The 25,277-nt window shown below is 60.7% G+C and carries 21 protein-coding genes and 2 pseudogenes; 11 read left to right on the top strand and 12 right to left on the bottom strand.

Translation table 11 applies throughout. The features are described from left to right. Positions 1-29: 29 nt before the first annotated feature. Genes C4J91_RS10455 through C4J91_RS10420 form a run of 8 tightly spaced genes read right to left on the bottom strand, consistent with a single transcriptional unit; the run spans position 30 to position 8,489 of the window. Positions 30-809 (bottom strand): 2-keto-4-pentenoate hydratase, encoded by a 780-nt coding sequence (locus C4J91_RS10455; RefSeq protein WP_124362233.1) that lies wholly within the window; start codon positions 807-809, stop codon positions 30-32. Further along, the gene (locus C4J91_RS10450) at positions 806-2,413 is read right to left on the bottom strand and encodes a bifunctional 3-(3-hydroxy-phenyl)propionate/3-hydroxycinnamic acid hydroxylase (protein WP_124362232.1); all 1,608 of its coding nucleotides are present in this window, start codon (positions 2,411-2,413) and stop codon (positions 806-808) included. Before C4J91_RS10450 ends, C4J91_RS10455 begins: the two co-directional genes overlap by 4 nt. A gap of 60 nt (positions 2,414-2,473) precedes the next feature. Next, the gene (locus tag C4J91_RS10445; RefSeq protein WP_124362231.1) at positions 2,474-3,076 is read right to left on the bottom strand and encodes an amino acid synthesis family protein; all 603 of its coding nucleotides are present in this window, start codon (positions 3,074-3,076) and stop codon (positions 2,474-2,476) included. A gap of 15 nt (positions 3,077-3,091) precedes the next feature. Next, positions 3,092-3,559 carry a VOC family protein gene (locus C4J91_RS10440; RefSeq protein ID WP_124362230.1) on the bottom strand — a complete coding sequence of 156 codons (468 nt, stop codon included), beginning with the start codon at positions 3,557-3,559 and terminating at the stop codon, positions 3,092-3,094. Positions 3,560-3,570: 11 nt separating this feature from the next. After that, positions 3,571-4,611 (bottom strand): YCF48-related protein, encoded by a 1,041-nt coding sequence (locus C4J91_RS10435; protein WP_124362229.1) that lies wholly within the window; start codon positions 4,609-4,611, stop codon positions 3,571-3,573. Positions 4,612-4,623: 12 nt separating this feature from the next. After that, complete coding sequence (locus tag C4J91_RS10430; protein ID WP_124362228.1) at positions 4,624-5,418, bottom strand: SDR family NAD(P)-dependent oxidoreductase; 795 nt, start codon at positions 5,416-5,418, stop codon at positions 4,624-4,626. Positions 5,419-5,445: 27 nt separating this feature from the next. Further along, entirely contained in the window at positions 5,446-6,936 is a 1,491-nt protein-coding gene (locus C4J91_RS10425) for an aldehyde dehydrogenase family protein (RefSeq protein WP_124362227.1), read from the bottom strand. Positions 6,937-6,947: 11 nt separating this feature from the next. Then, positions 6,948-8,489, bottom strand: a complete 1,542-nt coding sequence (locus tag C4J91_RS10420) for an acetolactate synthase large subunit (RefSeq protein ID WP_124362226.1) — start codon at positions 8,487-8,489, stop codon at positions 6,948-6,950. Between the two features lie 291 nt (positions 8,490-8,780). On the opposite strand from C4J91_RS10420, the gene C4J91_RS10415 reads away from it, so the two are divergent. Next, positions 8,781-9,539 carry an IclR family transcriptional regulator gene (locus tag C4J91_RS10415; protein WP_124362225.1) on the top strand — a complete coding sequence of 253 codons (759 nt, stop codon included), beginning with the start codon at positions 8,781-8,783 and terminating at the stop codon, positions 9,537-9,539. A 26-nt stretch (positions 9,540-9,565) separates the two neighbouring features. On the opposite strand, the gene C4J91_RS10410 is transcribed toward C4J91_RS10415, so the two are convergent. The 3 genes from C4J91_RS10410 to C4J91_RS10400 form a co-directional block, all read right to left on the bottom strand. After that, positions 9,566-10,888 carry a hypothetical protein gene (locus tag C4J91_RS10410; RefSeq protein WP_177412824.1) on the bottom strand — a complete coding sequence of 441 codons (1,323 nt, stop codon included), beginning with the start codon at positions 10,886-10,888 and terminating at the stop codon, positions 9,566-9,568. A 92-nt stretch (positions 10,889-10,980) separates the two neighbouring features. Beyond that, complete coding sequence (locus C4J91_RS10405; RefSeq protein WP_124362224.1) at positions 10,981-12,402, bottom strand: aldehyde dehydrogenase family protein; 1,422 nt, start codon at positions 12,400-12,402, stop codon at positions 10,981-10,983. Between the two features lie 97 nt (positions 12,403-12,499). Beyond that, on the bottom strand, positions 12,500-13,948 hold the full coding sequence (locus tag C4J91_RS10400; RefSeq protein WP_124362223.1) for an APC family permease: 1,449 nt from the start codon (positions 13,946-13,948) through the stop codon (positions 12,500-12,502). A gap of 263 nt (positions 13,949-14,211) precedes the next feature. On the opposite strand from C4J91_RS10400, the gene C4J91_RS10395 reads away from it, so the two are divergent. The 3 genes and pseudogenes from C4J91_RS10395 to C4J91_RS28100 all read left to right on the top strand — a co-directional run. After that, complete coding sequence (locus tag C4J91_RS10395) at positions 14,212-15,702, top strand: MFS transporter (RefSeq protein WP_124362222.1); 1,491 nt, start codon at positions 14,212-14,214, stop codon at positions 15,700-15,702. 102 nt (positions 15,703-15,804) lie between these two features. Next, a pseudogene (locus C4J91_RS28105) lies at positions 15,805-17,037 on the top strand (chemotaxis protein); the annotation flags it as partial. Positions 17,038-17,418: 381 nt separating this feature from the next. After that, positions 17,419-17,943: pseudogene (locus C4J91_RS28100) on the top strand (methyl-accepting chemotaxis protein); the annotation flags it as partial. Positions 17,944-18,009: 66 nt separating this feature from the next. Here the strand turns inward: C4J91_RS28100 and C4J91_RS10385 are convergent. Continuing rightward, positions 18,010-18,972, bottom strand: coding sequence for a helix-turn-helix domain-containing protein (locus C4J91_RS10385; protein WP_124362220.1), 963 nt, complete (start codon positions 18,970-18,972; stop codon positions 18,010-18,012). 213 nt (positions 18,973-19,185) lie between these two features. Between C4J91_RS10385 and C4J91_RS10380 the strand changes: the two genes are divergently transcribed. The 7 genes from C4J91_RS10380 to C4J91_RS27975 all read left to right on the top strand — a co-directional run bounded on the left by C4J91_RS10380 (position 19,186) and on the right by C4J91_RS27975 (position 25,268). Further along, positions 19,186-20,562 carry an aspartate aminotransferase family protein gene (locus C4J91_RS10380; protein ID WP_124362219.1) on the top strand — a complete coding sequence of 459 codons (1,377 nt, stop codon included), beginning with the start codon at positions 19,186-19,188 and terminating at the stop codon, positions 20,560-20,562. 38 nt (positions 20,563-20,600) lie between these two features. After that, entirely contained in the window at positions 20,601-22,055 is a 1,455-nt protein-coding gene (locus C4J91_RS10375; RefSeq protein ID WP_124362218.1) for an aldehyde dehydrogenase, read from the top strand. A gap of 98 nt (positions 22,056-22,153) precedes the next feature. Then, entirely contained in the window at positions 22,154-22,717 is a 564-nt protein-coding gene (locus tag C4J91_RS10370; RefSeq protein WP_124362217.1) for a cytochrome b, read from the top strand. A 317-nt stretch (positions 22,718-23,034) separates the two neighbouring features. Continuing rightward, a complete protein-coding gene (locus tag C4J91_RS10365) occupies positions 23,035-23,784 on the top strand; it encodes a hypothetical protein (RefSeq protein WP_124362216.1) in 750 nt (249 codons plus the stop codon). A gap of 115 nt (positions 23,785-23,899) precedes the next feature. After that, on the top strand, positions 23,900-24,124 hold the full coding sequence (locus C4J91_RS10360; protein ID WP_124362215.1) for an AlpA family transcriptional regulator: 225 nt from the start codon (positions 23,900-23,902) through the stop codon (positions 24,122-24,124). A gap of 4 nt (positions 24,125-24,128) precedes the next feature. After that, positions 24,129-24,974, top strand: coding sequence for a ParA family protein (locus C4J91_RS10355; protein ID WP_124362214.1), 846 nt, complete (start codon positions 24,129-24,131; stop codon positions 24,972-24,974). Between the two features lie 84 nt (positions 24,975-25,058). After that, on the top strand, positions 25,059-25,268 hold the full coding sequence (locus C4J91_RS27975; protein ID WP_124362213.1) for a hypothetical protein: 210 nt from the start codon (positions 25,059-25,061) through the stop codon (positions 25,266-25,268). Positions 25,269-25,277: the final 9 nt, after the last annotated feature.

The following is a 25,277-nucleotide window of genomic DNA, read 5'->3' as shown; positions in this document are numbered from 1 at the left end:
GGCTCAGTCATCCGTGACATCGGTTGGCGTTACACAGGCGCAACGTCCGCCTGGAAAACCAAAGCCAGTTCCGTGCCAAGCATGTGCAGATGATAAGTGCCTGGGTGAATATCCATCGGCGCCAGTAGCGCACCGGAAAGCACCACCTGCCCGGCCTCTACGCGATGACCATCGGCCAGCAAGCGCCGCACCAGCCAGCACAGGTTGAACAGGGGGCTGTCTTCTCGGTCCTGGGTATCGCCGCTGCCCAGATACACACCCTCATGCTCCAAGTGATACGCCACGCACGCATGCCGGACAGGATCGAACGGCACAGGCTGCCCTACACAGTACAGTGCCGCGGCGGCGTTATCGGCCAGGAACGCGCCAAGCCCGAAATGCCAGCCCTGCCAGCGACAGTCGGCGATCTCGAACGCCGGCGCCACCTCGGCGATGGCCGCCAGAATCTCCTCATCCCCGTAGTCGCCCGCTACCAGCGTGCGCCCGAACACAAACGCCAGTTCGACCTCAAGCTTGGGCTGAATCAACCGCTCAAATGACACCGTGCTGCCCGGCTCGACCTCCATGACCGCCGTGAGGCCGCCATACACCGGCTCGTCGAGGCCAAAGCGCGCTTGCGCCGCGCGGCCTGCAAAGGCGACCTTCCAACCGCTCAGCCGCTCGCCGCCGGCCTGGCGCCGTGCCAGCCCCTGAAGCTGCAGACCGTAGCCTTCCAGCCGGTCCAGCGCCTCGGGCGGCAACGGTGCAATGGGCTGGGCGGTGCGCCAGGCCTCGTACAGTTGGCCGAGCAGTGCGTTGGCGCCACTCATGAAAGTTGCTCCGCCAGTTTGCGCAGTACGCCATCAAGCCGCTCCGGAGTGGTAATCGCCGCGACAAATCGGTCCGGACGCACCACCACGATGCAGTCACGCACCTTGGAGAACCATTCGCCCAGGCGGTTATCCACGTCCTCCACACTCACGGCGTCGCTGGCCGTCAACGGCTGGTTTCGGCCCACGCCGCTGCGCGACCGGTTGACCTGGATGAAACAGGTGCCCCAACGTGCCCAATAATCCGCCATCGGTTCGCTGAGGTGCTCGCGCGGATTCACGCGGTAACCCAGCACGGCATAGCTGTTGCCGAGGACTTCGTCCAGGCGCCGGCGCTGACCTTGCGCATCTTCGATATTCGGTTGGATGAACAGTTGCCCGACTAGATCATCCTCACGCAATTCGGCCCGCTCGTGATAGACCAGCCCTTTGGTGATGGTCGCCTTGGGTTTGAACTTGAACTCCAGCAAGTGCGAACGCAGGTTGTCGACGCTGTTGACTGCCTGGAACAGCCAGTCGCGCACGCCTGCCATCAGCGGGTTGGTCAAGCCAAGGACGGCGCCCATATTGTCGGCCAGGGCTACCAGTTCAGTGGCGTGACCACGGCGTTCCTGGTCGTAACTGGCCAGGATCGAGGGCGCCGCACGCCCCTGGATAATCGCCGCGAGCTTCCAGGCCACGTTGGCCACATCGCGCAGGCCGGAATTAAGGCCTTGCCCGGCCCAGGGCGGAGAAATATGCGCCGCATCACCCACCAGCGCCACACGCCCTTCGACAAAGCGCGCCGCGACGCGCGAGTGGTGGGTATAGGCACGAATGCGAATGACATTGAGGTCGTTTACGGCATCGCCGATATGCTCGTGGATCAGCTTGCGAATCGTTGCCTCTTCGCACATTTTCGCTTCGTCCTCGCCCTCCATCAGCATGAATTCCCAGCGCCGCTGCTGGTACGGCAAATAGATGCACACGAAAGGCCGCTGCGGATCGGCATGCAACGCGGTGTAGGGTGCGTCCAGCGTGTCGTTGGCTGTATCGACCACCACCCATTTGCGTGGATGGGTCAGCCCCAGCAGTTCGATACCGAGTTTTTTACGCACCGTGGAGCGACCGCCGTCGGCACCGATCACATAGTCGGCTTGAAGCTGGTAGGTCTCGCCGTCGGCACCGCGCACCTGCAGGGTCACGCCCTGATCGTCCTGCGCAAGTTCGAGCAGTTCGTGGCCCTGGCGCAACTCGACGCTGGCGCGCTGCCCGAGATGCTCACGCAAGGTGCCTTCGAGCAGTTGCTGCATGAAAATATTGCGCATCGGCCAGCCGTAGTGGGCAGCACTTGGCTTGACCTCGGCGAAACACACGCCGCGCGCGTTGTAGTAGCGCAGCGGCACATCGCAAATCATGTCGCGTACCGCCAGTTCGGCGATACCGATGCCCTGCAACACACGCAATGCCTCATCGTCCATGCCCACGGCACGGGGATAAGGCAGGATGCCGTCGGCCAGTTCAAGGACGATGCAGTCGATACCGTACATTCCCATATAGTGCGCGGCCGTGATGCCATTGGGGCCACCGCCCACGATGACAACCTGGGTCTTCTCCTGCTTCATCGCTATTCACCGCTTTCTTGTTGTGGTTTTGATCCAATACTGCTTGATGCTGCGCCTTTATCAGTGCAGCCCGTCAATACCTTTTACATCCTCGGCCTTCAGGCCGCCCAACCGCGCATGCAAACGGCCGCGGGTGGCGAACGCCCAAATCACCACTACCTCATCAGCCGAAGGGCCGTCACCGAACGTCAGGGAGAAGCTGTCGTAATGCGAACGCACGTACAGCGCGTCTTTGTGGGCCAGCGGTACGTCGATGGTCGAACCCGGCCCGCCGCGTTTGCCGGTCGAGGGCACCCACGACTTGCCACCGCCCAGGGCGACGCGGATCGGATCGGCGGCCGGGTTGGTGAGGAACGCGTTGCCGTGCTCGTATTCTCCCGCGCTGCCCACCAGGATGGCCTTGCCATAGCTGACAATTTCATGTGCGCCGGCCAATGCCTTGATGCGCCGGCCGAACTCTTCGCCCAGCAGCGGCGACGGCTCAGTCAATTGCGAGAGGTCCTCACTGTAGCGCCCGGCATAAGGGTTGGCGATCACGGCAGCCACGGCGTATTTGAACAGCGGCTCGCCATCGGCCAGTTGGCCACTTTCGTTGGCCAGGGTTTCTTCGATGAAGCTGTACCATTTGCGGATGTGATAGCTGGCAAAATTCGCGGTTTTCATCAGGTGAACCTCGGTTCAAATCGGGTCAAGGGGGTCAAGGGGGTCAAGCGTGATGTTGCGACTCGGCGCACGGGCGGCCTTGAAGCGGGCCTTGCCGCACGCATCGTCATGCTCTGTCTCGAGAAAGAATTCCATGCGATTGCAATCGGGGTCGTTGAAATACAGGCCGTTGCCGATTTCATGATCGGTAATTTTCACCACCTCCACCCCCTTCTTCAGCAACATGCCGTAGAGCTGGCGCAAGGTGGTCATGTCACCTTCGATTTCCAATCCGTAGTGCTGCAGGCCCAGGCCGCCCTGATGGGCGCCCGGTTCTGCACGAATCAAGGCGATGTCGTGATGTTTGGTGCCAAACGCCATCATGACCCAGCTTTCGCCCCGGGCACTTTCGTGCATGCCCAGGATGTCGGCATACCAGCGCGCCGACACATCAGGATCACTCACAAATAGCGATAAGTGAGTCCGAAGGATTTTGACTTTCATCACCGATTTCCTCAGTTTTTCTTGACGATGGATTGATGCCCGGCCTTGATCTGCGCCACGGCAGGCGTCCAGAGCACATCCGCGATCTCACTGAATTCACGCCAGTGCTTCTGCCAGCCGTCCCCGCCATTGTCAGAAGTGAACAAGTGCCCATACTTGGTGCCCGCCACGATCTGGCGCGGGTTGGCCGGGTTGAAGGCAATGGCCCAGACGCAGGAGTTGGGTTGCTGCGGCAGCGGCAATACCTCCCAACTGAGGGCGGCGTTACGGGAAATCAGGATTTTGCTGGTGGTGCCGGGAGTGCCGTCGGAAATGCTCAGGTACAGCGTGTCCTCGGTGCCCGGCGGCGCGTTCATGGCGCGTATGTAGTACAGGCCGAACGCTTCCCGGCCAACAATGCCGGTCCAGGTCAAGCCTTCATCAAGGCTGCGGTAGACCGCGTTGACGCACACCACCACGATGACTTTTTCGCCATGGTTGGGCAGCACCAGGATGTTGTGGATATCCGAGTTGAAGTCCCACAGCAGGCGGTCATCAACCCGAGTCCAGCTGTCGCCACCGTCGCGGGAATGGAACAGCCCACCCTCCTCCAGGCCGAACCACACCTGATTGCGGTCGGTGGGGTCGTAGGCGAAGGCCAGCAAACGTGGGCGACTGACGCCGTCGCAGAATTCCGGGATCTCCACCGGCGCGCGATCCCAGCTCAGGCCGCCGTCCAGGGTGCGCCACAGCACAGCGCGCGAGGGCGCACCGGTACCGACAAAGATCCGCTGGGCATCCTGCGGGTCCACCGCGACCTTCCACACCGTCTCGCCGTTGAACGGCGAATCGACGCGCTGCCAGTGCCCACCGGTGTCGTGGCTGACACACAAGCCCACGTCGGTGCCGGCATAGATTCGCTCGGGCGTGTCGGGATGCACGCTCAAGGAGCGGGTGATCGCGTCGAATTCCAGGTCTTGCCCCAGGCCCAGACGATGCCAGGTCTTGCCATCGTCGGCACTGCGAATCACCGCCTGCCCGACGGTGGCGACTAAAAGGGTTCCGTTACTCATCTCTGATACTCCTCAGATATAGATGCCACGGGTCAAACCACCGTCGATGCCGATGGACTCACCGGTTACCGCGCCAGCCTTCGGCGACGCCAGGAAGCCGATCAGCCAGCCCATTTCGATCGGTGCCAGGGTGCGGCGAATCGGCGTCGCGTCGATGTAGGCCTGTTCAACCTGTTCCGCGGTCTTGCCTTGCTTGACCGCTTCGCGCTCGTACAGCTCCTGGATATGCGGGGTATCCACCACGCCGGGGTGAATCAGGTTGACCGTGATGCCCGACGGACCGAGCTGGTCGGACAGGGTTTTGGTCATGTGGGCAATCGCCAGGTTGCGCATGCCCGAGAGCACTTTGCTGCTGCGCCCGGTGAGCCCGCCGATGTTGATGATGCGACCGAAGCCGGCAGCCTTCATGTGCGGGGTCACGGCCTTGGCGCAACGGAAGTAGCCGATCACCTTGGTGTTGAGGTCCGACAGCAACTCCTCGTCGCCGGCGTGCTCGATGTCATTGCGTACCACACCAGACGGCGCGGCAGCACCGTTGACGAGGATGTCGATGCGGCCGAAATGCTTGTACGCCGCATCGACCATCTCCGACACGGCCTTCATGTCATTGGTGTCACAGAACAGCGGCAGCACTTCATTACCGGTCTGTGCCGTGATCTCTTCGGCAGCCAGTTGCAGGAACGCCATGCGCCGCGCGCAGATCACCACCTTGCAACCTTCCTCGGACAGAAAACGTGCGACTTCCTTGCCGATGCCCATGCCGCCGCCGGTCACAATTGCCACACGGCCTTTCAATTCCAGATCCATTGCCATTTCCTCTTGTGATTGTTCGATTCAGGCGAGATCGACGAAGACGCTTTTGGTCTCGGTGTAGGCGTCGATCACGTTCTTGCCCATTTCCCGGCCCCAGCCGGATTGCTTGTAGCCGCCGAACGGCGAGGCCGGATCGACCACGTTCCAACAATTGATCCATACCGAGCCGGCCTTGAGCTGCGCGGCCACGCGGTGCGCCGAGCGCAGGTCGCGGGTCCACAGGCCGGCGGCAAGGCCATAGGGCGAGTCGTTGGCGCGCAGCACCAGTTCGTCGATTTCGGTCCAGGCCATCACGGTCAGCACCGGGCCGAAGATTTCTTCGCGGGCCACGCAGGCGCGCTCGGCGCGGTCCAAAAACACGCTCGGAGCAATGAAGTGACCACGCTCCAGGTGTTCGGGACGGCCGCCGCCGCAGATCAGTTCGGCGCCCTCTTCCTGGCCCCGCTGGAGGTAACCCTTGACGGTGTTCAATTGCCGCGCGGACACCAGCGGGCCCATGCTGCTGGCCGGGTCCAGGCCATCGCCGAGTACGTGGGCGGCGGCATGACGCTGCAGTTCTTCGAGCACCTGATCAAGCACACTGGCATGCACATACAGGCGTGAACCGGCCGTGCACACCTGGCCCTGGTTGTAGAAAATCCCATCGGCGGCGCCCTTGGCGGCGCGCACGATGTCGGCGTCGGGCAAGATGATGTTCGGCGATTTGCCGCCCAGCTCCAGGGACACCTTTTTCATGTTGCCGGTGGCGGCCTGGGCGATCAGCCGACCGACCTGGGTCGAGCCGGTGAAGGCGATCTTGTCGACGTCCGGGTGCTGCGCCAGTGGCGCGCCGGTGTCGACGCCCAGGCCGGTGATCAGGTTGACCACGCCCGCCGGGAAGCCTGCCGCTTCAATCAGTTGCACCAGACGAATCGCCACCAGCGGCGTCTGCTCGGCGGGCTTGAGCACCGCCACGCAACCGGTGGCCAGCGCCGGACCGAGCTTCCACACGCACATGGTCAACGGGAAGTTCCACGGCACGATCAGCGCACACACGCCCACCGGCTCGCGCAGGGTGTAGTTGAGCATCGGCGCGCCGCTGGCCGGCGAGACGGGCAGCGTGCTGCCTTCGATCTTGGTGGGCCAGCCGGCGAAGTAGCGAATGATGTTCGCCGCGCTGGCCGCTTCACCGCGCGCATTGGCGATCGGCTTGCCGTTCTCCAGGGTGATCAGTTGCGCCAGCTCCTCGCGGTGCTGGTCCAACAGATCGGCGAGGCGAAACAGCAACAAACCGCGCTGCGCCGGTGACTGCAAGGCCCAGGCGCCGGTGAAGGCTGCGCGGGCAGCTGCCACGGCCGCATTCACATCGCGCTCATCGCCCTGGGCGACTTCAGTCAGGGTCTGTTCAGTGGCCGGATTTTCCACGGCAAAGCGACGACCGCCGGCGGCGTCCTGCCAGGTACCGCCGATAAACAGGCGGCCGGGCTGGTCCAGGAACGCCTGGACGGCAGGCAATAATTGGAGCAGGTTCATGGTCGACTCCTTCACAGCGCCATTTCGATCAGGCAAGGCCCGGCATTGGCGGCGGCGTTGGCCAGCGCCCGTTGCAATTCGGCGTTGGTGTGTACGGTGCAGGACGGCACGCCATACCCTTTGGCCAGGGCCTTCCAATCGATACGCGGACTGTCGAGTACGGTCAGCTTGAGCGCCTGCGGGTCGAGCTCGGTCATGCCGAAACGGCGCAGTTCGTTCTGCAGGATCGCGTAGCGGTGGTTGGCGGCAATCAGGATCACCACCGGCAATTGCTCGCGGGCGATGCTCCACAGGGTCTGAATGGTGTACTGGGCGCTGCCGTCCGATTGCAGGCAAAACACCCGGTTGCCAGGCTCGGCCAGTGCGGCGCCAAAACCCACCGGAATGCCCTGGCCGATGGCGCCACCGGTATTGGTCAATACACGGTGCCGCGCGGCACGGGCAGAAGCGGTGAAAAACGGATAGCCGCAGGTGCCGCCCTCCACCGAGACAATGCAGTCGTCCGGCAGCGCGGCGGCCAACACTTGCCCCACCGACTGCGGGCTCAAAGCCGCCTCGCCCGGCGGCAGCTGGATGTCCTGCGGCGTCGGTACATAGGCCGGCGCATCCAGCGCATCGGCCAGCGCGGTCAGCGCCCCGGCCACATCGTCGCCCACTTCGGCCAGCGACAGCAGACGCTCACGCTCAGCCAACCGTGACGGAATACCTTCGTAGCCGAAATAACTGATGGGCTCCACGACACCGGCGCACACAACCTTGTCGTATTGCTCGAGGATCTCAATTGCCACTTCCGGGAAATACGGCAAGCGATCCAGGTCGGGCAAGCCGCCGCCGCGGTAGCTCAGGCGCGGGAAAGTCTCGGCAAACATCCGCACGCCGGGCAGTTGCGCCAGGCGCCCCGCCGCTTCCAGGCCGGCCACTGACAAGCCTTGGTCACCGACGATGAAGACCAGGCGCTGGCCATCGCGCAGCGCCTGGGCCACGGCTTCGATACGGTCGCCGGCAAAGCGCCGGACCGGCGCACGTAGCGGGCTGAACTGCCCATTGTGGGTCGCCGTATTGGATTGCAGGTCCATGGGCAGGATCAAGCTGGCGATCTGGCCTTTGGCTTGCCAGGCGGCGCGCATGGCTTCCTGCAAGTCCTCGCCCACACCGGACGCGGTGCGCGAGGTGCGTACCCAACCGGAAACAGTACCGGCCAGGGCCTGGATGTCGCTGGCCAAAGGCGGGTCGTAATTGACGTGCCATGACGCGTGGTCGCCGATCACATTGACGATGGGCGTGTTGGCGCGCCGTGCGTTGTGCAGGTTGGCGATGCCGTTGGCAAAGCCCGGGCCCAGGTGCGTCAGGGTCATTGCCGGTTTGCCGGCGATACGACCGTAACCGTCCGCCGCGCCGGTGCACACCCCTTCGAACAACGACAACACCGGCTTGAGGGCGGGTGCACTGGCCATGGCGGCCACCAGCGGAATCTCGGTGGTTCCCGGGTTGGCGAAGCAGTATTCGATACCACTTGCCGCTGCCGCATTCACTATTAGTTGTGCGCCATTCATTGTCAGCCCTCTCACTTGAGCGTTTTCTTTGATGAGATTTATCACATATAAAGACACTCATAACAAGATTTAATTTAAGTTAAATCTCTTATTTTGAGATTATGTGCAATTAATACGTTCTCAATATAGAGTGATGACGTGTGGGGGCGGGCTTGCTCGCGAAAGCGGCATGTCAGTCCACACAGCCGTCACTGAAGTACCGTTTTCGCGAGCAAGCCCCGCTCCACATTGGATCTGGGGCGTTTTCGCCTATAGTGCTTACCCGCACGCCTCCCCTTCTCTAGGAACGAAATGAGCAGTCTGAGTAAGTTGTTGAGTGTCCTGGACCTGTTCGGTCCACAGACGTTGAAGATCGACCCGGACACCATCGCCGAGCGCATGAGCCTGTCGCGCGCCACGGCGTATCGCTACGTCAAGGACCTGTGTGACGCCGGGCTGCTGACGCGCGTGGACGCCGGCAGTTACGGCCTGGGGCCCCGCGTGATCGAGCTGGACTGGATGATGCGCCAGTACGACCCCATCCTTCTCGCCGGGCGCGAACTGATGCATGAACTGTCGACGCAGACCGGCCTTGCGGTGTTCGCCAGCGTTTTCTATGACGGGCGCATCATCAACACCTACATCGCCGAACCGACTGACACTTACCACTTCTCCTTCGGGCGCGGGCACCCGCTGCCGTTTTTTCGCGGTGCGCAATCCAAGGTGTTAATCGCCTATCAGAAAGGTCGGCGCTTGCAACGCCTGTTCGAAGAACATATGGCCGGCGACCCGGAAAGTGCCTATGACTGGGCAAGCTTTGCAAAGGCCACGAAGAAGATTCGCAAGGACGGCTATTGCCTGACCCACGATGAACTCAACCTGGGCCTGACCGGCATCGCGGCGCCGATCATCCAGCCGGATATGGACGAAGTGGTGGGCAGCTTATCCGCCGTCGGCAGTACTCAAAGCTTCAGGCTGCTGCGCCAGGAAACCGTGATCGAGATGGTGATGGACACCACGCGACGGATTGCCGAGAACATGCGCAATCAGCCGGGCGCCGCCGCGCCCTGAAGTTGAGGCGCGACAGCCAGGGTGGATCAGAACGGTACGGCGACGGTCACCTGGCTGTATAGGTTGGTGCCATTGCCGACAGCCTGGTTTCCGCCCGTAGTGGAGTCCTGTTTTGGCTTGTAGAGACCGATCAGCGGCGTGATGATCAAGTGTGGGTTGACGGCCCACTCGGCGTACAGGTCCAGCTCCCGCGCACTGAGATTCAGCGCATCGCTTTTGCGCAGCGTGTCGAAGTCGAAGTACAACGCACCCAGGGTCAGGTTTTCCAGCGGCGTGGCTTTGAGACCCACATGCTGGATGCGCGTGTTGCTGTTGAACGGCCCGGCATAGTTGCCGGCGACTTCGCCTTGCAGCCAGGTGCCGTAGCCGGAGCTCAGACCTGTAAACAGCGAATCCCATTTTTGTGAATAGCGGGCATAACGATAGGTAACCTTCGGTGCCCAGGCCACATCGGCAAAGGTATAACCGGCTTCGCCGTACCAGGCTTTTTCCGGTCCGCTGTCTTTGTCCTGCCAGGCGTATTCGAATGCCAGGCTGACGTTCGGCAGGCCCGCATCGCCTTCGCCGCGCACGCTATAGATATTCATACCCTTGCGCTGGCGCTGAAAATCACTCGCCCAGCGATCATTCACATCAATGCCACGCACCCAGGTCAACCCCAGGGTGCCGGGCTTGGTGGTGTAATCGAGCGTACCGGCGGCCACTTCGGTTTCAGCCTGGGCGCGGTTGTCGGACTTGAGCCACAACAGGCTGCCATGCAGGCCATCCTTGCCGCCCAAGCGCAGGAACGCGGTCTGATCGAAAGCATGGCGCGCCGCCAGGTAGTAAGCACCGCCCCGGTTCAGCTTGCCATCGGCCGGGCCCTTGCCCAGGTTCGGCCCGTCGTCGTTGATCAGGAAGCCACTGCCGAGCTTGACCACTTGGCGCCCACCGGAAATATCCACACCGTCCTGGCCCAATGCCGGGAACAGATCGCCGGAGCGCCACCCCAGGTAAGCGTCTTCGATTTTGGTGGTGCGTTCGGTGCCCAGAGTGTTGCCGGCCGGGTCGCCGTCGCCCCAAGTGGCGGAGCTGAGCAGGGCGAACGCACCATAGGCGGTGCCGTTGCCCGCCAGGGACTGGTCGCCGCTCAAGCCGTATTTGATAAAGCCTTCGCGCCAGGTTGAGCCACCCGACGTGCCGTCATAGTTCTTGCGGCTGTTGAACATACCGAATACGGCGGTCATGTCTGCGTTGAAATGGCGGCTCTCATCGCTGTACAGCTCGTAGGCCTGGGCCTGGCTGATGGCGCAGAGCGTCAGGGTACAGGCCAATGTACCGTTGAGAAATGAAGTGGAGGGATACCGCATGATCGAAGCTCCTTGAAGTGCGCCTTTAAAGGCTGTCTCAGGTAATTGGCATAACAGGGGCGCAGCCGCGCTGCGCCAGGTTCGCCGAGGCGTTACTCGCCCGCGCGCTTATTGACGAACAGCAACTGCTGGCCGGTGAACTCCAACAGACCTTCAAGGCCGAACTCGACGCCGAAGCCGGACATCTTGCTGCCGCCGAACGGCGTGTTCGGTTGGATCCGGGCGTGGCAGTTGACCCAGGCCACGCCGCTTTCCAAGCGACTGGCCAAGGCCTGGGCCTGTTCGACTTCCGGTCCCCATACCGAGCCGCCCAGGCCCATGTCACCGGCGTTGGCACGGCGCAGCACATCCTCGACGTCGCTGTAAGCGATCAGCGGCAGCACTGGTCCGAATTGCTCCTCGTCCACCAGACGCTGGCCGTCGGTCACATCCGCGACCAACGTAGGCGGATAAAAGAACCCAGGACGGTCCAGACGTGCGCCGCCGCACAACACCCGTGCGCCCTGGGCCCGTGCATCGGCGACCAAGGCTTCAACCAGTTGCAATTGATCGAGGTTCTGCACCGGCCCAAAGTTGACGCCGGGCTCCAAGCCATCACCCACCACCTGGCGTTCAGCAATTAGCGTGAGCGCATCGGCAAAGGCCTGGTACTGGGATTCGTGAATGTACAAACGCTTGAGCGCAGCGCAGGTCTGGCCCATGTTGAGGAAGGCGGCCTGAAAAATCTCCTCGGCCACCTCCTCCACCGGGGTGCTGGGCAATACGATCGCGGCGTCGTTGCCGCCCAGTTCAAGGGTCAGGCGCTTGAGATTGGTGGCCGCGCCGCGCATTACGCTCTGGCCGGTGGCGGTGGAACCGGTGAAGACAATTTTCTGGATCCCCGGGTGCGAGGTGATCGCACTGCCGAACCCCTGCTCGCCGGTCACGCAGTTGATCACACCGTTGGGCACATGCCGCGCAATGATTTCCACCAGGCGCAGGGTGCTCAGCGGCGTCAGGCTCGACGGTTTGCTGATCACGCAGTTGCCGGCGCGCAGTGCCGGCATGATGTGCCACACGGCGATCATGAACGGCCAGTTCCACGGAGTGATGGAAGCCACCACACCCAAGGGTTTGCGGTGCAGCTCAATGCGCTGGGTCGGGGTTTCTTCCACCAGTTCCACGCCAATCTGCTGTTCGGCGGCATAGCGGGTCCAGGCGGCGGCGCCCATGACTTCGGAAAATGCCAGCTCCAGCGGCTTACCTTGTTCGCGCACGATCAACCGGGCCAACTCATCGGCGCCCTGCTCGATATCCTCGGCAATCGCCAACAGACGCTCGCAGCGCTGAGCATGCGAAACATGACGCCATTCCTTGAAAGCCGCCTGGGCGGCGGCCACCGCATCGTCCAGTTGAGCCAGCGAGCCGGCCGGGCATTGGGCAAATGCGGCGCCGGTGGCCGGATTGATCACCTCGAACTGTCCGTTTTCACCGGCAACCTGAACCCCATCGATAAGCATCTTGTAGTGGTGCATGTGTCATCTTCCTTTAACGCTGGCGAGCCTTGCCGGACACCGGCAAGCGAACAGTCTATAGTGTGCAAGGTGCAGTGAGACGGTATCGCTCAATGCCTCAGAGTTTGTGGCTGCCCAGCGCCAGAAAACGCTGCGGCGATACCTTGCGCAGTCGCGCGGCGAGAAAAACCCCGCCCAGCAGCGCCGCTGGAATGACTGCGCATAAGGCGTAGGACAAGAGCTGGCTCGCGCCGGTAAGCACATCGAAATGCACCACCGCCAGCACCAGCACCATCAGCAAGGCCAGGCAGGAGAAAATCGGCAGAATACGCCCCCGCCAGATGCCGACGTTGAGTTCGGGATGCCGGTGGAAATACACACACACCGAGATCGAAGTCATCGCCATGAGCAAAATGACGCACAGCGTGGCGAGGTTGGAGAACCAGGCGAACAGTTGCAGGATCGGATCCGCATCCATGGCGGCGAAGATCAGCACCACGACTGCGGCGATCAGACTTTGCAACGCCGAACCCATATGCGGGCTTTGGTGCACACGGTGGGTGGTACCCAGCAAACTGTGCAGCAGACCGTCCCGGCCGATGGCGTAGAAATAGCGTGCCGCGGCGTTATGAAACGCCAGCAGCCCGGCGTAGATGCTGACCATGAACAGCACGCGGATAATTTGCGTCAGATAGGGGCCGACAAAGTGGTCCGACATGCCGTAGATGAAGGTGGTCGGGTCCTGCAAGGCTTGCAGCATCGGCACGATTTTATCCGATCCTACGCCCACCACCATCGACCAGACTGACAGCGCGTAGAACCCGCCGATCAGCAGCACGGAGCTGTAGGTGGCAATCGGAATGGTGCGGTGTGGGTTTTTCGCTTCTTCGCCGTAAATCGTAGTGGCCTCGAAGCCGATAAAGGCCGCGAAGCAGAACAGCAGGCCGATCGACGGAGTACCGCTGAACACGTGCCGGCTGGTGAAGGAGTCGAGATTGACACCGCTGTCGCCGCCGGTCTTGAGAATCGCGACATCCAGGGTCAGGATCGCCAGGTATTCGGCAATCACCACCACCGACAATACGCGGGCCGACAGATCGATCTTGCGATAGCCGAGGATCGCGATGCTGACCATCGCCATCAGCGAGTAGGACCACCAGGGCAACACCAAGCCGTACACGCTCTCCATGGTGCCACTGACCACACCACCGAACATGCCATAGAGGCCAACTTGCAGGATGTTATAGGCAAACATCGCCAGCACACCCGCCGCCCCTCCGGCCAGGCCACCCAAGCCACGCGAGGTAAAGGCGTAGAAACCACCGGCGTTGGTGACGTGGCGAGCCATGGTGGTGTAGCCGACCGAGAACGCCACCAGCACCAGCAAGGCGAGCAACAACAACGCCGGGGTACCGGCACCATTGCCCAGCATGATGCCAATCGGGAATCCTCCTGCGATGACGCTGAGCGGACTCGCCGCCGAAATCACGAAGAAGATGATAAAGCCGACACCCAAGGCGCCACGCTTGAGCTCCGTGGAGCTGTTGACCGGGATAGATAGACTCATGTTCTTAACCTTATTGTATGAGGCAGTCGCTGTGGTGTAGGTCCGATCAAGGCGCTATCGGTACCAGGTAGCGCTTTTGTTTTTGGGATTGCACGCTGTATTCGATGCTATGCCCCCCCACGAACAACCCGCTATCCCAAATCGGTAACATCGCCGGTGTCACATCAGACCGACAGATACCGGCCTTCAGGACCGATTTGGGATAACGGAGCCCCTCTGCATTCAGGCATGCTAGGTCCAGCCCCCTATTCTGGATGCCAGCCATGCCCTTTACTGACTCCAAGCGCCGCTGGCTGATACTGGCCATAATCTCCAGCGCATTACTGCTTATCGTCATTGACATGACGGTGCTGTATACCGCCTTGCCCACACTGACACGAGAGCTAGGGGCCACGGCGTCACAAAAGCTCTGGATCATTAATATCTACGCGCTGGTCGCCGCCGGACTGTTGTTGGGCATGGGCACCCTCGGGGACCGCCTTGGGCACAAACGCCTGTTTATCGGTGGCCTGGGCGTTTTCGGCCTGTTCTCGCTGATCGCTGCATTCTCGCCGTCGGCCAGCGTATTGATCGGCGCCCGTGGTTTCCTCGCGGTCGGCGCAGCGATGATGATGCCCGCTACGTTGGCGCTGGTGCGTTTGACGTTTACCGACCCGCGCGAGCAAGCCATGGCGTTCGGTATCTGGGCCTCAGTAGCCTCCGGGGGCGCCGCATTCGGCCCCGTAGTGGGTGGGCTTTTGCTGGAGCATTTCTGGTGGGGCTCGGTGTTTCTCATCAATGTACCGATTGTGCTGCTGGCTCTGCTGCTCGCAGCGACAGTGATTCCCGATCACCCGGGGAATGCGCAAAGACGCTGGGACTGGCTGGGTTCGCTGCAGGTCATGATCGGCTTGATCAGCGTAGCTTATGCGGTCAAGGAACTGGGTAAACGGCACCCCTCCTTCGAAGCCATGCTGATTGCGCTCGTCTTGGGCACGTTATTTCTGACGCTTTTCATTCGACGTCAGCGGCGTGCCGATCAGCCGATGCTTGATCTGACGCTGTTCCGCGCGTCAGGCTTCAGAAATGCAGTGATTTCAGCAGTGGTATCAGCCGCCGCCTTGATCGGCATGGAACTGGTATTCAGCCAGCGCCTGCAACTGGTGCTGGGCCTGTCGCCGCTGGAGGCGGCGCTGTTCATCCTGCCGCTGCCGCTGGGTTCGTTCGTCGCCGGACCGCTTGCCGGGCATTACCTGCCGCGCCTGGGAGAGCAGCGTATGCTGTTCTGGACGCTGCTGCTCTCAGCCGCTGCGATGCTCACCTATTTGCTGGCGCACAACGCCGCAGCGCCAGTGCAGATCGTCAGCCTTGCGCTGCTGGGCTTTACGATGGGCGCAGCGCTGACCGCAGCGTCCAGCACGATCATGCTCAGCGTGCCCGCCGACAAAGCCGGCATGGCCGCCTCCCTTGAGGAAGTATCCTTTGAACTGGGCGGCGCCGCGGGCGTGACGCTGGCGGGCAGCCTGTTATCGGCAATCTACACGTACTCGGCGAGCCAGACGATTGCGCCATGGCTGGCCCTGAATCCCATGATCTTCGAGAGCCTCGACGATGCGCTGGTGGTTGCCGCGACGTCTTCGCCCGAACACGTCACGATGCTGACCGAGTTAGCCCGTGCGGCGTTCGACGCAGGTTTCGTCGCCGTGCTGGCGGCCTGTGCGGCATTGTTGCTAATGGCAGCGCTGCTGGTCAGGCCACGTAAACTGTTGTCATGAATAGGTGACAGCAGCCGATGTAGTGACACATCCAATAAAAAGTCGGTGGTCCCAAACCAACCGATGATCGATCAACACGCTGTTCACCTGTGAGATAGCCAAATGCTCGACGCCCTTTCCATCCGCTTGAAAATCGTCCTCTTGTCCGGTTTGTGCCTGCTTGGCGTGATCGGCCTGATCGTCGGCATGAACCTCTATCAGGGTAACCAGAACAACCGGTTGATCAGCACCTCGAGCAGCAGGATGCTGACCGAAAGCGGCGAAACCCTGCTGCTGGCCAGGGCCGCGGAGCAGGCAACGAACCTGCAAAGAGTCTTCGGCAATAGCCTGCAGATCATCAGCGCTTTTTCCGACCAGGCGGCCAACTTACGCACCATGGCCGCCCAGCGGGGGTTGGCGGCCGCTACATTGCGTGAGGAACTTAACCTGGCGCTCAAGACGACGTTCGAACGCAATCCGCAGGTTCTAGGGCTTTGGCTGGTTTACGAACCTGATGCGCTGGATGGAAAAGACCGTGAGTTCGCCAACGACGCCGCACGCGCCTCCAACGAAGATGGACGGTTTGCCAGCGCCTGGAATCGCGGCGCAGGCGAAGCGATGAATATCCTGATCCCTGAAAGCGACTTGCAGAAAACCGAACTGAGCATCAGCGGCACGCCTTATAACAGTTGGTACACCTGCCCACGAGATACCCGAAGCACTTGCCTGATGGCCCCTTATGCCGACACCCAGGCCGGACAGGTTCAACTGATGACCACGCTGTCGATGCCCCTGATCGCCGATGGCAAGGTCGTCGGCACCCTTGGGGTCGATCTCGCGCTCGGCGCTCTGCAAGCTGCCGCCAGCGATGCTCAGCGTACGCTGTTCAACGGTTCAGGGCGCATGCTGATTGTTTCCGACAGTGGTGTACTTGCCGCTTACAGCGCGGACGCGAGTCAGATCGGAAAAAACATCAGCGTTCCTTTGGCAGAGGATGGCAAAGCAGTGCTCACCGCATTGAAACAACAAAAGCCGGTAGTGCTGGCACGTGATGACCTGATTCGCGCTGTCTACCCCGTTGCGCCAATGCCCGAAGCGGCGGCGTGGGGAGTGGCTATCGACCTGCCGAAGGGCGTCCTGCTGGCGGACTCAATGAAGCTTCAGGCCTTGCTTGACCAGACGCAAACCCGCGACATACTGGAGTCGCTGCTGGTCGCCATCGGCGCAGGGTTGTTGGGCCTGCTACTAATCTGGTTCACCGCCTCCGGTGTGACACGCCCCATCAACAGTGTCGCTCGAATGCTCAAGGCGATTGCCAGCGGCGACGGCGACCTGACCCAGCGGTTGGATTACCGCAAGAAAGATGAACTGGGCGAACTGGTGAACTGGTTCAACCGGTTTCTCGACAAACTGCAACCCACCATCGCGCAGCTCAAGCAGAGCATCACCGCAGCGCGCGGCACCGCCGACCAGTCTTCGGAAATCGCGCGCCAGACCAGCGAAGGGATGCAGGTACAATTTCGCGAGATTGATCAATTGGCAACCGCTTCCCACGAAATGAGCGCTACTGCGCACGAAGTCGCCAACAGCGCGTCAAACGCAGCCCTGGCGGCCCGGGGCGCAGACCAGGCGTCCAAAGAAGGCATAACCATCATTGAGCGAAGCACCCGTGACATCAACGCGCTGGCCAGTGATGTCAGCAAGGCCGTAACTGAAGTCGAAGCTCTGGCGATCAACAGCGAACAGATCGGCTCGGTGCTGGAAGTGATCCGTAGCATCGCCGAACAGACCAATCTGCTCGCCCTCAACGCCGCGATCGAGGCCGCACGGGCCGGGGAAAGCGGCCGGGGTTTTGCGGTGGTTGCCGACGAAGTACGCAACCTTGCCAAGCGAACTCAGGATTCGGTAGAGGAAATCCGTTTGGTGATTGAGCGTATCCAGACCAGTACGCGTGGCGTAGTGGCAACCATGCACTCAAGCCAGACTCAAGCCCAGAGCAACGCCAGCCAGATCCATCAGGCCGTGGAGGCGCTCGGTAAAATCAGCAACGCGGTTACGGTCATCAATGACATGAACCTGCAGATTGCAAGCGCGGCGGAAGAGCAGAGCGCGGTGGCCGAGGAGGTCAATCGCAACGTCTCGACCATCCGCGGCGTGACCGAGACACTGACTGAACAGGCCGCCGAGTCGGCGCAGATCAGCAGTCAGCTCAACGAACGGGCCAACCAGCAAATGAAACTGATGGACCAGTTCCGCGCCTAGAACGTAGCGGGCATCGACCGCACTGCGCGGCCAGGCGTACGCTCAGCTCCACCGCCGCGCTGGTGTTCAGGCGCGCGCGCAGACGGGGATGGCAGCGCGAGGAGTGTGGGACGGCAACTCTGCAAACAGCGTCTGGTACTCTTCGGCAAAATGGCTGAGGTGGTAGAAACCCCATTGAGCGGCGACATCACCAATCGAAAGGTGGGACGCGAGGGTACACATCAGGGTGCGGCGCACACCGTTGAGCCGGACCGAGCGCAAGTAGTTCAGCGGCGTGGTCTCGGCTACCGAGCGGAAACTGTTTTGCACGGTGCGCCGACTTACCTGCAGGCGTTGGCACAACTCGTTAACGCTGGGCACGTTGATCATTTCGGCAGTCGTCAGCCGGTGGCATTTCTCGACAATGAAGCTGCGCGTGGAACTCGGACTGCGTTGCTGCTTGTCACAGGCCGGGTCGGTAAGCAATTGCAACAACTCACCGAGCAAGGCCCGTTCCAGCCCCTGCTCGCGCACGCTGTCGAGTTCGTCATCGATCTCAGCCAGGGAAAGCATCGCGAGCAATCGAAGCCGAGCCTGGGTGAAGCGCTGGGCGGACACTCGGATCACTGGCTGGCGCAGCAACCGAGTGATCTCACTGGCCGACGCCGTCTGCGCCAGCGCCTGTTCGAACCAATCGCGTTCGAAAGTGATGGACAGCAGCTCCATGCCCATCGGCATATGGAACATGAACTCCTCGCCCCCCTGCAGAAAGAACAGGCTGCTGTCATCCACTTCGCGCCCCTGCATGCGCGTCGAACCCGGCACGCTGATCGGCACGGCGAAGCACATCTTGCCGCGCGGCGCCACACCGCGCTGCACCACCCGCTGGTTGATCTGCTCGCGGAAAACGTGGCAACGCGCAGTGGTCAGCTGCATCAGCGAACTTTCGGCCAGACCGGCGGTTAACTGGCTGTAATCCTGGTTCCACTCCTGAACGGTGGCCGCATGGACATGGATATCACGAAAATGGCTTATGTGGTGGTTTCTCATGATGTGCGAAAAGCCTCTGCCAATTTTTGTTTTTAGTTCGCATTCCTTTGCGATATTCGCACAAAGTTCAAATCCCGCGAAATTTCTTCTCAAAATCCCCTTTGTCGAAAACTGCGGACGGCCGATTCATCTATTTGCCGATTCGGGCTAACGGTCAAGGACACTCCATGAGAATGATCCACACACTGAAACCGCTACCCCAGAGAGTGCGTCATGATCGAGTCCAAACTAGAATCCCTGCACTTCGCGGATGCCCCGCGAATTATTTCCAGCACCCTGCCCGGCCCCCTGACCCGCGAGGCCCTGGCGTTGTCGGCGAGCACCGAATCAATGGCGCGTGGCGGCGGCCGCATGCCTATCGCCATGGACCGCGCGTTCGGCGCGACCTTCAAGGATCCCGACGGCAACACCTTCATCGACCTGTCTGCGGGCGTAGGCGTCAGCAGCGTCGGTCGTTGCCACCCGAAAGTCGTGCAAGCCATCCGCGAACAGTCCGAAGTGCTGATGCATGCCCTGGAAATCAACAGCACCCGCCGCACCGAACTGGCCGCCAAGATGTCCGAGATCGCGCCCGACGGCCTGCGCGGCGACTGCATCACGTTCTTCACGCAAAGCGGCAGCGATGCGCTGGAAGCTGCGATCAAGTTCGCCAAACGCATTACCGGGCGCCACCAGATCCTCGCCTTCCACGGCGGCTACCACGGCGTGTGGAACGCCTCCGGCGCCCTGACCACCGGCACAGCCTACCGCAAGGGCTACGGCCCGATGATGGGCGGCGTGATTCACGCGCCCTACCCATACGCCTACCGCTTTCCCTTCGACACCAGGCAAAAAAGTGCCGAGCAAATTGCTGGCGACTATGTGGACTACCTGCTGAACAGTCCTTACACCGCCGCCGATGACGTGGCCGCGGTGATTGTGGAACCGGTGCAGGGCGAAGGCGGCTACGTGCCGCCCTCCCCCGAGTTCCTGCAACTGTTGCGCAAGGCCTGCGACCGCGCCGGCGCGTTGCTGATCGTTGACGAAGTACAGTCCGGTGCGGGCCGCACCGGCAAGATGTGGGCGGTCGAACACTCCGGTGTGAAACCCGACATGCTGACCTTCGGCAAGGGCATTGGCAGCGACTTGCCAATGGCCGGGTTGATCATGCGTTCGGACCTCGCCGCCCAGATTCCCGACGGCTCGATGCCTAATACCTTCGCCGCCAACTCGTTGTCTGCGGCCGTGGCGTTGACCAATATCAGTATCTTGCAGGACCCGGAACTCGGTCTGCTCGATCGCGCCCACACCCTGGGGCTGGAAGCGCAGGAACGTATCCGTGGGTTCAACAGCCCGTTCGTTGGCGAAGTCCGCGGCCGCGGTTTGATGATCGGTATCGAGCTGGTGGAAGACGCCGCCACCAAGACACCGCTCGAGGGCGCCAAGATTGGCCAACTCATGGGCTACCTGATGAACCATGGCGTACTGATGATCCCTTGCGGGCGCTACAGCAACGTGATGCGTGTGATGCCCTCGCTGACGATCACACGCTCGCTGTTCTTCAAGGCATTGGACATCTTTGGTGATGCGCTGGCTTCCCTCAAGGCATGAGGCGTGTCACCTCCGAACAATCACGCATGGACATCCACATGACTCAGCACCTGAACCACTTTATCCAGGGCGCGCCCTTCGAAGCCAGCGACGGCGCGCGCATCCCCCTTATCAATCCCGTGACCGAACAGGTGTACGGCAGTTGCGCAAGCGGCACCGCCGAGGATGTGGACCGGGCCGTGACAGCGGCGCGCGCCCAGCTGGAAGGTGGCGCCTGGAGCCGGCTTGACGGCGCCCAGCGCGGCCGGCTGTTATCGAAACTCGCTGACCTGGTGGAGCGCGACAGCGAATCACTGGCCGACATGGACGCCGACGCCATCGGCCGTTCACCGCTCGAACCGCGCCGGATGGACCTGCCCAACGCTATCGCCAACCTGCGCGCCGCCGCCGGCTGGGCCAACCAGCTTGAAGGACGCACCATTCCCACCGGCGGCTACTTCGGTCGCAAGACCCTCTCGTACACCGTACGCGAGCCAGTGGGAGTCGTGGGCGCCATCGTGCCGTGGAACTCACCGCTGATGATCACCGTGTGGAAGCTCGCCGCATTGCTGTCGGCGGGCTGCACCGTGGTTATCAAACCTTCGGAAGAAACCCCGCAATCGGCCCTGCATCTGGCGGCGCTGGCGCAGGAAGCGGGATTTCCTGACGGCGTGATTAACGTAGTCACCGGTTACGGTGCCCAGGTAGGCCGCGCCTTATGCGAACACCCGCATGTGGCCAAGATCAGTTTCACCGGCAGCCCCGAGGCTGGGCGTGAGATCCAGCGCACCGCGGGTGTGCTGTTCAAGCGTGTGGCACTCGAACTGGGCGGCAAAAGCCCGCAGATCGTGTTCGACGATGCGCCTTTCGATGAGGCGCTGTTCGGCTGCACCCTGGGCCTGTTCGCCAACCAGGGGCAGATCTGTGCAGCCGGCTCGCGCATCCTGGTCCAGCGCAGCCTCGCCGAGAGATTCGCTGGTGCACTGGCCGACGCCGCGCGCGCGGTCAAGGTCGGCGATCCTCGCCAGCCTGACGTGCAGATGGGGCCGGTGGCCAAGAAAGCGCAATTTGATCGCGTCAACCGTTACATCCAGCTCGGTATCGACCAAGGCGCCTCGCTGCTGGCCGGCGGCGTATCCACCCCTAACCAGGGCTGGTTCGTACGCCCAACGATTTTCGCCAATGCCCGCAATGACATGACGATCGCCCAGGACGAGATCTTCGGCCCTGTCGGCACGGTGATCACCTTCGACAGCGAAGAAGAAGCCGTGGCACTGGCTAACGACTCCGCCTACGGCCTGGCCGCCACGGTGTGGACCACCGACCTAGCGCGCGCGCACCGCGTGGCCGCAGCGGTAAAGGTCGGCGCCATCGGCGTCAACTGCTGGAGCCCGCTGGACGCCAACCTGCCGTGGGGCGGCGTCAAGGCCAGCGGCATCGGCCGCGAAGGCGGGCTGAGCGGCGCGCTGGTCTACACCGAGGAGAAAGTGATCACCGTGCTGCTGCCTGCCTGAGAGCAGTCACTGCACTTGCCATCCTCGCGGCCATGGCCGCGGAGGGTGGCATTCAATCGTGCGTTTTCAACGCCTTGATGATCAATGAAGAGACTGCGATGAACAACCAAACACAAACGGCAATCGATCGGTATCCCGTGTCCCTGCGCATCCTGCACTGGGTGCGTGCCGTCGTCATAGCCGGGCTGCTCTGGGCCGGCTGGCACATGACCGGGCTCGATGATGAAGTCGTGAGTAAATACACGCTCTACTACCCGTGGCACAAATCGTTCGGCGTGCTGGCGTTTCTGCTGGTGTTAGTACAGATCGCCTTGCGTGTTCGCACCCCCGCCCTTCCGCAGCCACCGCAAACACTGGCGGCGCATGAGCGTTTCCTCTCACGGTTTGTACAACGCTCCATGTACGTGCTGATCGTGGCCGTCCCGTTGATGGGGTACTCGATGTCAAGCACCTACACCATGAGCGACGGGGTATTCTTTTTCGGTGTGAACCTGCCGGAGCTGCTGACAAAGAATGACGATTGGTTTGTCGTGTTCCAATGGCTACACAAGGTACTGGCCTATACCTTGCTGGTGTTGATCGTGCTGCATATCGCGGGTGCGCTCAAGCACCGACTCTTCGACCGCGACCCTCGTAACAATGTGTTGCGCCGCATGCTATGAATTAATAACCTTCTCGATGCAAGCACAGGATGCGCCACCCCCCTGTAGAGCATGTAATAACAGTTGCTACCGGTCGGTGCCCTTAGATATCGGCCGAGGTGTAGCGCATAAGACATCCTCGCTGCAACTGTTCCAACTAACTTATACTTTCAAATCGGGATATAAAAACTGCGCCGGCAATATAATCAGTCAAATGGAATGACCTCACCGAGTCAACTTGAGTGAATCCGTCGCTGCAAATCAGCTATTAGCAGGTTCGCGATGTAAGAAGGTACTACGGGAGGCCCATCCATCCAGAAATGGAGGTCTACCAGTAGATGCCTACTAACTTTTCTAATCCGCAAACCAAGCTCTTCTATAGGCCCATAGAAGCGGCTCTGCGCTGGTGTAATCTTATTCATCATGAGTCTGAAATATTGAAAGCCGCTTGGCTGCAGCCAAATAACCTGCCTCAGCTGTTTTGTCGATGGCCAAGTCTTCAGGCAGCCGTAGAAAAGATCGGTGATGCTTTACGAAATGGAGAACTGCCTTATGGTTGCCTCGGCATTTCTGTTCCTTTGGGAAGCTATGTAGAGCCCTATCAGCTTACCATCCGCCATTCAGACTTACGCCGTTGGATGGAGATTCATTATCCCGACCATAAGCCCAGTTTTTTATTCGAGTCCGGTGAGGATGCACCTGCAAAGGTGAGCCTCGGAACTTTTCTCTCGTTGAAAGCAGATCGAGATGAGTTATCGAGAGCGTTCAAAGCGCAACAGCAGCTCATTCAAGAAATCTTGGGAGAACTCCAGTCGATTGGACTTGAGAGAGATGATCTCAAAGCCTTGGCCAAAACGAATGGTCAACTCAGCGAGCGCAGCGAACTGACCTATCACAACATCATTGGGGCATTGGTCAGCCTTCTCTTGGACCATTCGCCCGCCGGAAAACCTCTTTCGGTATTCACGAATCAAGCAGCCATCGTTGATGCCATTGTCGCTCGTCACAAAGATGTGCCCGGCCTCAGCAAGCGCACGCTGGATGAAAAGTTTGCCGTGGCCAATCGTAGCCTCAAAAAAAACAACTGATCCAGTCAATTGCGTTGCAATAGGCTTGATTGCAATGCAATGACTCATCCCGCCTTGTGCGATTCAATCCATGTCACTTCCCACCACGCGCCAATCGGCGCCAGGAGTGACTAGCATGTCCAACCAATCTGTCACCTCAGTTGAAGCACCTCAACCCCAACGCCACATCATGCGACGTGATGAGGTTGAACAAAAAACCGGCTTCAAACGTGCGCACATTTACAACCTGATGAAGGAAGGCAAGTTTCCGCGGGCGAAGCGTATCGGACTGCGCGCAGTTGGCTGGGACTCACTGGAAATCGAGCACTGGATTGCAGAACGCCTTTCGCAACAGGAGTGAGGGGATGCACGTGATATCGGTGGTTTCCACTAAGGGCGGGGTAGGTAAAACGACAGTAGCGGCCAATCTCGGTGGTCTGTTGGCCGATGCTGGCTTGCGCGTTCTGCTGTTGGATCTAGATAGCCAACCCACCCTATCCAGTTATTACTCATTGAGCCAAAAAGCTCATGCAGGTGCGTACGAACTCATTGCACTCAAGCTAACAATACCTGAGCGAATAATATCTAGGACTGCAGTCGTCGGTCTCGACCTGATTTTCTCCAACGACGATCAAGGTCGACTGAGCACCTTGTTGCTGCATGCCCCTGACGGACGACTACGCCTGCACAATTTACTCAACGAGTTGTGTCTCAATTATGACCTGCTTTTGATCGATACTCAGGGAGCACGCAGTGTACTGCTGGAGATGGCCATCCTGGCCTCCGATCTCGCCCTCTCTCCCATCACGCCAGAAATGCTCGCTGCCCGCGAAATGCGCCGTGGCACCTTGAAGCTATTGAGTGAGCTCGAGCCGTTTCGCCACCTGGGCATCGACCCGCCGCCCTTACGGCTCTTACTGAACCAGGTAAACGTCAATCGAGTGGACACCCGGATGATCATCCGAAGCCTGCGCGAGACTTTCGCAGAGGCTACCAATATCTCGGTGCTAGACACCGTAATCCCGGACCGAGTGGCCTATCTCAATGCCGCCTCCCTCGGCTTACCGGTCCACCGAATAGATACACGCCCGTCGAGTAAACGTCGACGCTCGCAGTCTGCGCTAGAAATCATGCAGGCGCTGGCCATCGAATTATTTCCGGAATGGCGCGAAGCGATCTCATCGGTAATGAGGTGTGCGGAACCTCAATAAAACAAATTGCCCAATCAGCATTTCACCCAATTACTTTTGTTTGATCGACCTTGAAGCCAACAGGGCTTGGTAAGGAGTTTTCTAATGTTGGATCAGTTTCCTATCGTTGTTCAGCCTTCCATTCGACCCAGCGACGCGGCTTGCGAGGAGTACTGCACCGTGGTTTTTCGTTTGCAAGGGGGGCGCTCGGCCATGGTGTGGTTCCTCGCAGAACTCTCCCAACATTTCGAAGGTTCAGGGACTGCCGAAATCGTGAAATTCGAGGTCGGTGACCATTTGCGTAGCCGGCGTTAATCGAGGCGG

This window comes from Pseudomonas sp. R3-52-08, from assembly GCF_003851745.1.
In the GTDB taxonomy this organism is placed as follows: Bacteria; Pseudomonadota; Gammaproteobacteria; order Pseudomonadales; family Pseudomonadaceae; genus Aquipseudomonas.
Note: the sequence above shows the minus strand (reverse complement) of the source record. Positions and strands in the feature narration are given on the sequence as shown.

Excerpts from the sequence above, each read along its gene's own strand:
- C4J91_RS10455 (WP_124362233.1), bottom strand. The coding sequence starts at position 809 with ATGAGTGGCGCCAACGCACTGCTCGGCCAACTGTACGAGGCCTGGCGC.
- C4J91_RS10450 (WP_124362232.1), bottom strand. The coding sequence starts at position 2,413 with ATGAAGCAGGAGAAGACCCAGGTTGTCATCGTGGGCGGTGGCCCCAAT.
- C4J91_RS10445 (WP_124362231.1), bottom strand. The coding sequence starts at position 3,076 with ATGAAAACCGCGAATTTTGCCAGCTATCACATCCGCAAATGGTACAGC.
- C4J91_RS10440 (WP_124362230.1), bottom strand. The coding sequence starts at position 3,559 with ATGAAAGTCAAAATCCTTCGGACTCACTTATCGCTATTTGTGAGTGAT.
- C4J91_RS10435 (WP_124362229.1), bottom strand. The coding sequence starts at position 4,611 with ATGAGTAACGGAACCCTTTTAGTCGCCACCGTCGGGCAGGCGGTGATT.
- C4J91_RS10430 (WP_124362228.1), bottom strand. The coding sequence starts at position 5,418 with ATGGATCTGGAATTGAAAGGCCGTGTGGCAATTGTGACCGGCGGCGGC.
- C4J91_RS10425 (WP_124362227.1), bottom strand. The coding sequence starts at position 6,936 with ATGAACCTGCTCCAATTATTGCCTGCCGTCCAGGCGTTCCTGGACCAG.
- C4J91_RS10420 (WP_124362226.1), bottom strand. The coding sequence starts at position 8,489 with ATGAATGGCGCACAACTAATAGTGAATGCGGCAGCGGCAAGTGGTATC.
- C4J91_RS10415 (WP_124362225.1), top strand. The coding sequence starts at position 8,781 with ATGAGCAGTCTGAGTAAGTTGTTGAGTGTCCTGGACCTGTTCGGTCCA.
- C4J91_RS10410 (WP_177412824.1), bottom strand. The coding sequence starts at position 10,888 with ATGCGGTATCCCTCCACTTCATTTCTCAACGGTACATTGGCCTGTACC.
- C4J91_RS10405 (WP_124362224.1), bottom strand. The coding sequence starts at position 12,402 with ATGCACCACTACAAGATGCTTATCGATGGGGTTCAGGTTGCCGGTGAA.
- C4J91_RS10400 (WP_124362223.1), bottom strand. The coding sequence starts at position 13,948 with ATGAGTCTATCTATCCCGGTCAACAGCTCCACGGAGCTCAAGCGTGGC.
- C4J91_RS10395 (WP_124362222.1), top strand. The coding sequence starts at position 14,212 with ATGCCCTTTACTGACTCCAAGCGCCGCTGGCTGATACTGGCCATAATC.
- C4J91_RS10385 (WP_124362220.1), bottom strand. The coding sequence starts at position 18,972 with ATGAGAAACCACCACATAAGCCATTTTCGTGATATCCATGTCCATGCG.
- C4J91_RS10380 (WP_124362219.1), top strand. The coding sequence starts at position 19,186 with ATGATCGAGTCCAAACTAGAATCCCTGCACTTCGCGGATGCCCCGCGA.
- C4J91_RS10375 (WP_124362218.1), top strand. The coding sequence starts at position 20,601 with ATGACTCAGCACCTGAACCACTTTATCCAGGGCGCGCCCTTCGAAGCC.
- C4J91_RS10370 (WP_124362217.1), top strand. The coding sequence starts at position 22,154 with ATGAACAACCAAACACAAACGGCAATCGATCGGTATCCCGTGTCCCTG.
- C4J91_RS10365 (WP_124362216.1), top strand. The coding sequence starts at position 23,035 with ATGCCTACTAACTTTTCTAATCCGCAAACCAAGCTCTTCTATAGGCCC.
- C4J91_RS10360 (WP_124362215.1), top strand. The coding sequence starts at position 23,900 with ATGTCCAACCAATCTGTCACCTCAGTTGAAGCACCTCAACCCCAACGC.
- C4J91_RS10355 (WP_124362214.1), top strand. The coding sequence starts at position 24,129 with ATGCACGTGATATCGGTGGTTTCCACTAAGGGCGGGGTAGGTAAAACG.
- C4J91_RS27975 (WP_124362213.1), top strand. The coding sequence starts at position 25,059 with ATGTTGGATCAGTTTCCTATCGTTGTTCAGCCTTCCATTCGACCCAGC.